We start from the raw sequence: 9,276 nt of genomic DNA on the forward strand, positions 1-9,276 counted from the left end.
TTTAACGCTTATTTAGGCAAACGATACAGCTCTTGCTGGTAGGCCAAACTGCCCCACAATGCCCAACTTAAGGCTTTCTTCTCTAGCGCTGCAGCGGCTGGCGCATAAGGCGTTAACTGCTCAGTTTTTTCATTGTATTCGAAACCTTGAGCCGCTTTTTCTGGCTGCAGGATCACTACATCTTTACCTTCCATCAGGGCAAAGTTTTTATCGTATTGCATTAACGCGCGTCCAGGCCAATCATCGCTGACTTGGGTCAAATCTCGGCCCAGCATAGGATAAGAGTCTGAAATACCAATCAATGATAACAGTGTTGGCGGTAAATCAATCTGGCTCACAATACGATGATCGCGTTTTGGTGCAACATTATCCCCAAGAATTAATCCCGGAATACGAAAACGTGACACTGGCACCAGATCCGCGCCACCCACTCGACTGTCATGGTCGGCAACCACGATAAAAATCGTGTCTTTCCAATAGTCTGCGTTTTTCGCCAATTTGAAAAACTCACCAACCGCATAGTCGGCATATTTCGCCGCATTATTGCGAGTTTGCTTAGGTTGTTCATAAAGTTCGATACGATCATCTGGGAATTCAAATGGATCATGGTTACTCGAACTAAACACCAAACTAAAGAAAGGCTTACCTTCACTATGCAGACGCTCAAACTCACTGTTGGCCTTGCGCATTAAATCTTCGTCTGACGCGCCCCACGAACCCACGAAGGCCGGAGATTTGTAATCTTTCTGATCTATAATGTCACTAAAGCCGTTGCCCAAGAAGAAGCTACGCATATTGTCGAAATGGCTCTCACCACCATAAATAAACTGCGTGGTATATCCATGATTTTTAAGTAATTCAGCAATACTGAAAAAGCCAACTTGGCTCTTACCTAGCTTCACCACAGCGCGAGCTGGCGTTGGCGTAAAACCTGTTGTCACGGCTTCGATTCCGCGTACAGATCGTGTACCAGTAGCGTACAAGTTATCGAAATACCAACCTTCTTTAGACAAGGCATCGATATTCGGTGTCAGGGGTAACCCACCTAAACTGCCGACAAAACGGGCGCCTAAGCTCTCTTGCAGTAGGATCACTAAGTTCTTTGGCTTACCAGTATAACTGGCTTGGTTAAAGCTCAGTGATGGGATATCCGTTGAAGTAAAGGCACTTTCAGGGCGACCACTTTCCTGCCTAATCGTTGCAATAACCTCCGCGTTATCTAGCTTGCCATACACTTTAGAAGCATCTTCTTCACTATCCATCTGCTTGATGGCAAACACCAAGGAATAAGCAGAGTTAATCACTAAAGAGTTCACCAATGGATCGTCAGCAAAGGCCACCAGAGCGGGGTTAAGCGGACGATGACCCAAGGTTGAACGGGCACCTAATATCGTAATTGCGATAACGATTAACGCTAATACTGGACGCCAATACCAGCGTGGAAAGCGCAGGTTTTTCGTCAGTTTACCGCTGAGAACCCAACCGCCCCAGAGTGTACCTATGGTTAATAATATTGAGAAAATAAGCTCAAGCTTACGACCCGCCCACAGCATAGAAAGCACTTCTTTCGGGTAGATCAGATATTCCACATACAAACGATTCGGACGAAAACCGTATTCTTCAATAAAAGCGGGGGTCGATGCTTCTAAAAACAGCATTATCCACAGACCGACGGTTAACCACACCCGTAAAATCGGCTGCCACAGACGGCCAATAAAATGATCACCTGAAAATAATGCGGTTCCTAAGGCAGCAATACCCCATAACCAGCACAGGGTAGCGATATCGACGCGTAAACCTTGAATTAAGAGATGCGACCAACCATCCACAGCGGCCACGCGATCGGCTTGCCACAGCCCTAAAGCGATACGGCTCGCGGTGGCAATGAAAAGCACTAATAACGAAAAGATAAAGATGGCGCGAAAAGGCCCATGGGCATTGTTTCGCCCGCGAGGTGATAAACCAGATTGCATGTGTTACCCCAAAACGTGTAAAAAGAGCCACTCTGCTTTGGAGTGTCAATTTGAAAAATCGGTGAATAAGCTGTGCTATGACAACCGATTTTGCTTAACGTTGCATTAAATGCCGACTTTATATTCCCTAAGACGACATTTATGCAACAATTTTGTGAGTAACAGGTTAAAAAGTCGACTCGGACATGACGTATGTCCGAGTATTAACATTACAGCGTCTACTTTTTCAGCTTAGCGAAGGCATCAGCAAAGGCATTGCCCATGGCCGCGTTTGCTGGCGCTTTAGGTGCTTGCTTTTGCGCAGGACGCGCAGCCGGTTTCGCTGACTGCGGTGTTTTACCATGATTAGTTCTGGCAGGATTGTGCGGTCTTTGCTGCGGCTTGCTTTGGTCGATAGCTTCATCCAAACGCATGCTCAAACCGATGCGGCGGCGCTCAACGTCAACTTCCATTACTTTGACTTTCACCACATCTCCCGCTTTCACCACAGTGTGCGGGTCGCTGATGAACTTGTCGGTTAGAGAAGAGATATGCACGAGCCCATCTTGATGTACGCCAATATCGACGAAGGCACCAAAATTAGTCACGTTGGTCACTACGCCTTCGAGTACCATTTCAGGTTTCAGATGTTTAAGTTCTTCAACACCATCTTTAAACTTGGCGGTTTTGAACTCACCGCGGGGATCGCGTCCAGGCTTATCCAGTTCGGCTAAAATATCTGTGACCGTCGGCAAACCAAATTCCGCCGTAATAAACTCTTCTGCCTTGATGCTGCGCAGCAAATCAGAGTTACCCATCAGGCTCGCCAACTCTACTTGCTTAGTCTTAGCGATAGTTTCCACTAGCGAATAAGCCTCAGGATGCACAGACGAGGCATCGAGTGGATTGTCCCCTTCTCGAATACGCAAAAAGCCCGCTGCTTGCTCGTAGGCTTTAGGCCCTAAACGCGGTACTTTCAGCAGCTCTTTACGATTCTTAAACTGACCATTGGCATCGCGATAATCGACCACGTTTTTCGCTAACGTCTTATTTAAACCTGCCACTTGTGACAATAACGGCACTGAGGCCATGTTGAGATCTACACCCACGCCGTTTACACAGTCTTCCACCACGGCTTCCAACGAACCCGATAATTGGCTTTGACTCACGTCGTGTTGGTATTGACCGACACCGATAGACTTAGGCTCAATCTTCACTAATTCGGCTAATGGATCTTGCAAGCGACGGGCGATAGACACTGCACCACGAATCGACACATCAAGATCAGGAAACTCCAACGCCGCCAATTCCGATGCAGAATACACAGACGCACCCGCCTCACTGACCATCACTTTGGTCAAATGTGGATGGGTATCTTTCACTTCGGCAATCAGCTCAGCAGCCAGTTTGTCAGTTTCCCTTGATGCAGTGCCGTTACCAATCGCAATCAGCTCAACCTTATGCATTTTGACTAAGTTAGCCAAAGTACGGATCGACTTTTCCCACAGATTTTGCGGTGCGTGTGGGAAAATAGTCGCATGGCACAACAACTTACCTGTGTTATCGACCACAGCGACTTTAACACCGGTACGTAAACCAGGATCGAGTCCCATGGTGGCTTTCGCGCCCGCAGGAGCGGCCATCAATAAATCACCTAGATTACGGGCGAAAACTTTAATCGCTTCGGCTTCAGCGCGTTCGCGCATTTGCGAAATAAACTCAGTTTCCATCTGCAGGGCAATCTTAATACGCCATGTCGCCGTCACCACAGTTTTCAACCATTGATCAACGCTGCTATCACCTAATTTCAGCCCTAAATGATCACAGATAATCACTTCGCAGTAACTACCTTGGCCCGCTTCAGCGGCTGGATCGGCATTCATAGATAAGGTTAAGAAACCTTCATTACGCCCACGCAGCATAGCCAGTGCACGGTGTGATGGGATCTTAGCTAACTGTTCTGTATGCTCAAAATAATCGCGGAACTTCGCGCCGTCTTTCTCTTTGCCAGCAATTAAACGGCTTTCTAACACACTGTTTTGGCTTAAATGCTCACGCACTTTACGCAGTAATTCAGCGTCTTCGGCGTAACGCTCCATCAGGATATAACGCGCGCCCTCGAGCACAGCTTTAACATCGGCAAAACCCGCTTCGCTATTGATATAGCCTGCCGCTGTAGTCTCGACATCTACGCTACGATCAGCCAGTAATGCATCGGCTAATGGCTCAAGCCCAGCCTCGATAGCGATTTGGCCCTTAGTACGACGCTTAGGTTTGAAGGGCAGGTATAAATCTTCGAGGCGTGTCTTACTGTCTGCCTCGTCAATCGCCCATTGTAATTCTGGCGTTAACTTACCCTGAGCTTGGATGCTAGACAGGATCACTTGGCGTCTGTCGTTCAGCTCACGCAGGTAACCTAAACGTGTGTACAAGGTACGCAGTTGTGTATCGTCTAAACCGCCTGTGGCTTCTTTACGGTAACGGGCAACGAAGGGAACTGTCGCGCCATCGTCGAGCAGAGTGATGGTTGCGGCAACTTGTTGCTCACGAACATTCAGTTCTTGAGCGATAATCAGAGCGATGTTATGTGCATTAGTTTGCATAAATAAAGTGTCGTGCCTAACTGTAAAGTAAATCGTTATTGCGCCAAAGATACCACAGGCGCCCCGTATGTTTCATGCTAAAGCCTAGGTCAAATCAGAGAGTTTGATCTTTCCCGCAATCCAGTGACTACCGCCGCTATTTTAAGAGCGGCAAGTCTGTGGTTAATTCGCCTCGCTGGCGAGAGTAGTTTCAAAAGGGGTATAACGGATCTGATTGATATACCACTCTTTTGGACCCGATGGCGTTTGCACTAGCACCTCATCATCCACTTGCTTGCCGATTAAGGCACGCGCCATGGGCGAGTCGATGGTGATATAGCCTAATTTTGTATCGAGCTCATCTTTACCGACGATCCGATAACGCACTCGATCACCTGCTTCATTTTCAAGCTCAAACCAAGCGCCAAAGAATATTTTGCCTTCCTGCTGCGGCGAGTAATCGACGATTTTTAATTCTTCTAACCGCTTAACTAAGTATCTGACTCGGCCATCAATTTGTCTTAACAAACGCTTGTTGTAGGTGTATTAGTACTCCTAACAACATCATACTAAATACATCGTTATCGTCTCAATGAGATCATTTTTCTTCCTAATCCTTATCACTTTGACAAAATTAGAATCCCCAACTATATACTTTATACTATTAATTTGTTGGTATAAAAATGCCTTCAGTTCTAAAGCTCAATGTTGCATTTACCACTTCTTATGCAACTACAGCAATAAGACTTCCTGCCCTTTTCACTGAAAATGGCTTGCTCATTTCTCATTTGCGATTTCTCTTCTCAAAACGAAATAAATCCCAATCTTGGATTGAACGGAATACGTTTGCAATTCAGCTACTTTTAAAGTTCATAGATGCACATCAACATTCAGACATGTCTGCAACTGAGTTGCTCCAATCTTTCGTTGATGCCCTAAACTTTGGAACTTTAGACAGCCAACAGATTGATGAATTGAACCTCTACTGGTTCCCTCGAAGGATTGCAGATGTGAATACTCTGCTAAGTCATATCAACTTGTATTGCGATTACATTGATGGAATTTATGGGCACGAATTACCCAATTTAAATCCCCTAAGACGAGCAACTAAGGCAGAAGAAAGAATCCGATGGTGTGCCTACTACAAACGTCAATCGAACTGCTTTTTAAACCACCTAAATCACCCATCTCCAAACAAATTTGCAATGAGTCGTAGGGTACAAGCCCCAACCGCACATGTACTTTCGGTTGAATCAGTATCCCGATTCCCAGATGAACATTTTGAACGTTTTTTACAATATGGGTTTACCAATCAAGCTGGAAAATTCGATTTAGGCAGCATACTCATCGTGATGCTTATGCACTATGGTGGCCTAAGACTATCCGAATGTTTCCATATCTATACTCATGATGTTGCGATTGATAATAAAACTGGCGCTACGATCATTTCAGTGTTTCATCCAAGCGACGGGGCCAGTCCATTGCCTAATTTTACAAATCGGCGCGATTTTTTAAATCTACAGTTTCATCTTAAGCCCCGAAATGAATATCAACGCTCACACAGACTTTTTTCGGGTTGGAAAGGATCACTGCTTACTGCCCGTAACCTTTCTTTCAATGTCATGATTTTTCCTCACATTAAAGCCGTCGAATTTACTGATCTGCTAAGAGATTACTTATCTAGCAGAGTAGATGGAGATCACCCTTATCTCTTTACCAACAGTAAAGGGCAACCCGAATCCAAGAAGAATTTTATAAAAAAGTATCAAAAAGCAATTGAACGTATAGGACTTGATTCGGATAAGCATCAAGGAACTAGCCCACACGCTCACAGGCATTCATATGGTTATAGGCTCGCGACTTCTGGTTTTAATCAGTTAGAAATTCAAAAAGCAATGCACCATAAAAACCCAGAAAGTTGCTTGGTGTATATAAAACCTCAAGACTATGAAATTAGAGAAAAAATCAGGGAGATGAGCCTATGAAAAAATGTTTTTATGCTTCGCTAGCAGAAGCCCAACAGGCTACCAAGCCCTTGGCATCGCCTCACAGGCAGAATACCAGCAGCGACACCTTGAAAACCCGCGACTGCCCAGTCGCCCCGAATGTGACCTATTCCGCCAACTGGCAATCCTGGCCCACATTTTTAGGTAAAGAAGAAAAAACATTCCATCCCTCCTTCACAGAAGCTCAGCTGGTCGCTCAAACGCTAGGCATCACTTCAGTGCCTGAATACCAAAAGCGTTACCACGAAGACCCGCGTCTGCCAAGAAGCCCTGGGAGAAATGTCGAATAAACCTGGGAACCATAAAACACAGAAAGTTGTTTGTTGTAATTTCAACCTCAACACTATGAAATTATAGAAAAGCTAGGGAGTTAGGCCAATGAAAAAATATTTTTATGCTTCGTTAACAGAAGCCCAACTGGCTGTCCAAGTCCTCAGCATCACCTCTAAGCCAGATTACCTACAGCGCTACCGTGAAGACCCACGATTACCCAGCAACCCTAATGCAACCTATTCCGCCGACTGGCAATCCTGGCCCACATTTTTAGGTACAGAAAATAAATTCTATGCCTCCCTCGCCGAAGCCCAACTGGCTGCCCAAGTCCTCTGCATCACCTCTCAGCCAGATTACAAACAGCGTTACCGTGAAGACCCACGATTACCCAGCAACCCTAATGCAACCTATTCCGGCGACTGGCAATCCTGGCCCACATTTTTAGGTACAGAAAAAACATTCTATACCTCCCTCGCCGAAGCCCAACTGGCTGTCCAAGTCCTCAGCATCACCTCTCAGCCAGATTACCTACAGCGCTACCGTGAAGACCCACGATTACCCAGCAACCCTAATGCAACCTATTCCGCCGACTGGCAATCCTGGCCCACATTTTTAGGTACAGAAAATAAATTCTATGCCTCCCTCGCCGAAGCCCAACTGGCTGCCCAAGTCCTCAGCATCACCTCTAAGCCAGATTACAAACAGCGCTACCGTAGAGACCCGCGCTTGCCCAGTCGCCCTGAGACAGTCTATTCCGCCGACTGGCAATCCTGGCCCACATTTTTAGGTACAGAAAATAAATTCTATACCTCCATCGCCGAAGCCCAACTGGCAGCCCAAGCCCTCAGCATCACTTCTCAGCCAGATTACAAACAGCGCTACCGTGAAGACCCGCGCTTGCCCAGTCGCCCTGAGACAGTCTATTCCGTCGACTGGCAATCCTGGCCCACATTTTTAGGTACAGAAAATAAATTCTATACCTCCCTCGCCGAAGCCCAACTGGCTGTCCAAGTCCTCAGCATCACCTCTAAGCCAGATTACCTACAGCGCTACCGTGAAGACCCGCGCTTGCCCAGTCGCCCTGAGACAGTCTATTCCGTCGACTGGCAATCCTGGCCCACATTTTTAGGTACAGAAAATAAATTCTATACCTCCCTCGCCGAAGCCCAACTGGCTGCCCAAGTCCTCAGCATCACCTCAAAGCCAGATTACAAACAGCGCTACCGTAAAGACCCGCGCTTGCCCAGTCGCCCTGAGACAGTCTATTCCGCCGACTGGCAATCCTGGCCCACATTTTTAGGTAAAGAAGAAAAAACATTCTATACCTCCCTCGCCGAAGCCCAACTGGCTGCCCAAGCCCTCAGCATCACCTCTCAGCCAGATTACAAACAGCGCTACCGTAGAGACCCGCGCTTGCCCAGCGCCCCGAATGCAACCTATTCCGCCGATTGGCAATCCTGGCCCACATTTTTAGGTACAGAAAATAAATTCTATGCCTCCCTCGCCGAAGCCCAACTGGCTGCCCAAGCCCTCAGCATCACCTCTCAGCCAGATTACCTACAGCGCTACCGTGAAGACCCGCGCTTGCCCAGTCGCCCTGTGACAGTCTACTCCGCCGACTGGCAATCCTGGCCCACATTTTTAGGTAAAGAAGAAAAAACATTCTATACCACTCTCGCCGAAGCCCAACTGGCTGTCCAAGCCCTCAGCATCACCTCTCAGCCAGATTACAAACAGCGCTACCGTGAAGACCCGCGCTTGCCCAGCGCCCCGAATGCAACCTATTCCGCCGACTGGCAATCCTGGCCCACATTTTTAGGTACAGAAAATAAATTCTATGCCTCCCTCGCCGAAGCCCAACTGGCTGCCCAAGCCCTCAGCATCACTTCTCAGCCAGATTACCTACAGCGCTACCGTGAAGACCCGCGCTTGCCCAGTCGCCCTGAGACAGTCTATTCCGTCGACTGGCAATCTTGGTTTGAGTTTTTACTACCAAAGCAAATACAAACACTTAAAAAATTAAAAGACGCATGCAAAATTTTAGGAATCAAGAATTCACTACAGTATCGCCACCTACAGAAAAACTATGCGCAACTCCCTTCGAAACCAGATAAGAAATTCAACAATTGGATTGATTGGTATGATTTACTAGATATTCCCAAACCATATGAACTTCATGAGCTAAAAAAAATAGCCCGTTCCCATCAATGCACACGGAGTTTTTCAAGGTAGTTGTCCGATTTTCCCGTTTTATGCTGCTGCCTGAGCCTGCACGATTTCCCGCTCCGGATTCAAACTTACTGGCCCTATAGGGCTCCAGTTTCTGGTTGCTCTGCCAGCCCACCGTTGTGGGTAGTCTGACTTAGCTTGTTCATATACCGCTTTACGCTTCTCCAGCAGAGCGACATCTTGTTGCTGATGCCGCTGCGCCGGTGTCACGAACCTTATGCCGCTATGGCGATG

Annotated in this window: 5 protein-coding genes and 2 pseudogenes; 3 read left to right on the forward strand and 4 right to left on the reverse strand. The window is 47.0% G+C overall.

Going from position 1 to position 9,276, the window contains the following annotated elements:
- Positions 1–8 precede the first annotated feature (8 nt).
- The 3 genes and pseudogenes from L5M10_RS13510 to L5M10_RS13520 form a co-directional block, all read right to left on the reverse strand.
- Positions 9–1,973 carry an LTA synthase family protein gene (locus tag L5M10_RS13510; RefSeq protein WP_263162437.1) on the reverse strand — a complete coding sequence of 655 codons (1,965 nt, stop codon included), beginning with the start codon at positions 1,971–1,973 and terminating at the stop codon, positions 9–11.
- 218 nt (positions 1,974–2,191) lie between these two features.
- Positions 2,192–4,555, reverse strand: coding sequence for a Tex family protein (locus L5M10_RS13515; RefSeq protein ID WP_198572413.1), 2,364 nt, complete (start codon positions 4,553–4,555; stop codon positions 2,192–2,194).
- A 162-nt stretch (positions 4,556–4,717) separates the two neighbouring features.
- Positions 4,718–5,080: pseudogene (locus L5M10_RS13520) on the reverse strand (GreA/GreB family elongation factor); the annotation flags it as partial.
- Between the two features lie 137 nt (positions 5,081–5,217).
- On the opposite strand from L5M10_RS13520, the gene gmtY reads away from it, so the two are divergent.
- From gmtY to L5M10_RS13535, 3 genes are all read left to right on the forward strand, one after another.
- Positions 5,218–6,519 carry a gamma-mobile-trio recombinase GmtY gene (gene gmtY / locus L5M10_RS13525; RefSeq protein WP_263255413.1) on the forward strand — a complete coding sequence of 434 codons (1,302 nt, stop codon included), beginning with the start codon at positions 5,218–5,220 and terminating at the stop codon, positions 6,517–6,519.
- Complete coding sequence (locus L5M10_RS13530; RefSeq protein WP_263255414.1) at positions 6,516–6,830, forward strand: integrase repeat-containing protein; 315 nt, start codon at positions 6,516–6,518, stop codon at positions 6,828–6,830. Before gmtY ends, L5M10_RS13530 begins: the two co-directional genes overlap by 4 nt.
- An 88-nt stretch (positions 6,831–6,918) precedes the next feature.
- Complete coding sequence (locus L5M10_RS13535) at positions 6,919–9,045, forward strand: integrase repeat-containing protein (RefSeq protein WP_263255415.1); 2,127 nt, start codon at positions 6,919–6,921, stop codon at positions 9,043–9,045.
- Positions 9,046–9,063: 18 nt separating this feature from the next.
- On the opposite strand, the pseudogene L5M10_RS13540 reads toward L5M10_RS13535, so the two are convergent.
- Positions 9,064–9,276, reverse strand: a pseudogene (locus L5M10_RS13540) (IS3 family transposase); the annotation flags it as partial.

The organism is Shewanella sp. SM32 (assembly GCF_025654235.1).
GTDB classification, from domain to species: Bacteria; Pseudomonadota; Gammaproteobacteria; order Enterobacterales; family Shewanellaceae; genus Shewanella; species Shewanella oncorhynchi.

What these genes read in the sequence shown, in the direction of transcription:
- L5M10_RS13510 (WP_263162437.1), bottom strand. Translation starts at nt 1,973, where the DNA reads ATGCAATCTGGTTTATCACCTCGCGGGCGAAACAATGCCCATGGGCCT.
- L5M10_RS13515 (WP_198572413.1), bottom strand. Translation starts at nt 4,555, where the DNA reads ATGCAAACTAATGCACATAACATCGCTCTGATTATCGCTCAAGAACTG.
- gmtY (WP_263255413.1), top strand. Translation starts at nt 5,218, where the DNA reads ATGCCTTCAGTTCTAAAGCTCAATGTTGCATTTACCACTTCTTATGCA.
- L5M10_RS13530 (WP_263255414.1), top strand. Translation starts at nt 6,516, where the DNA reads ATGAAAAAATGTTTTTATGCTTCGCTAGCAGAAGCCCAACAGGCTACC.
- L5M10_RS13535 (WP_263255415.1), top strand. Translation starts at nt 6,919, where the DNA reads ATGAAAAAATATTTTTATGCTTCGTTAACAGAAGCCCAACTGGCTGTC.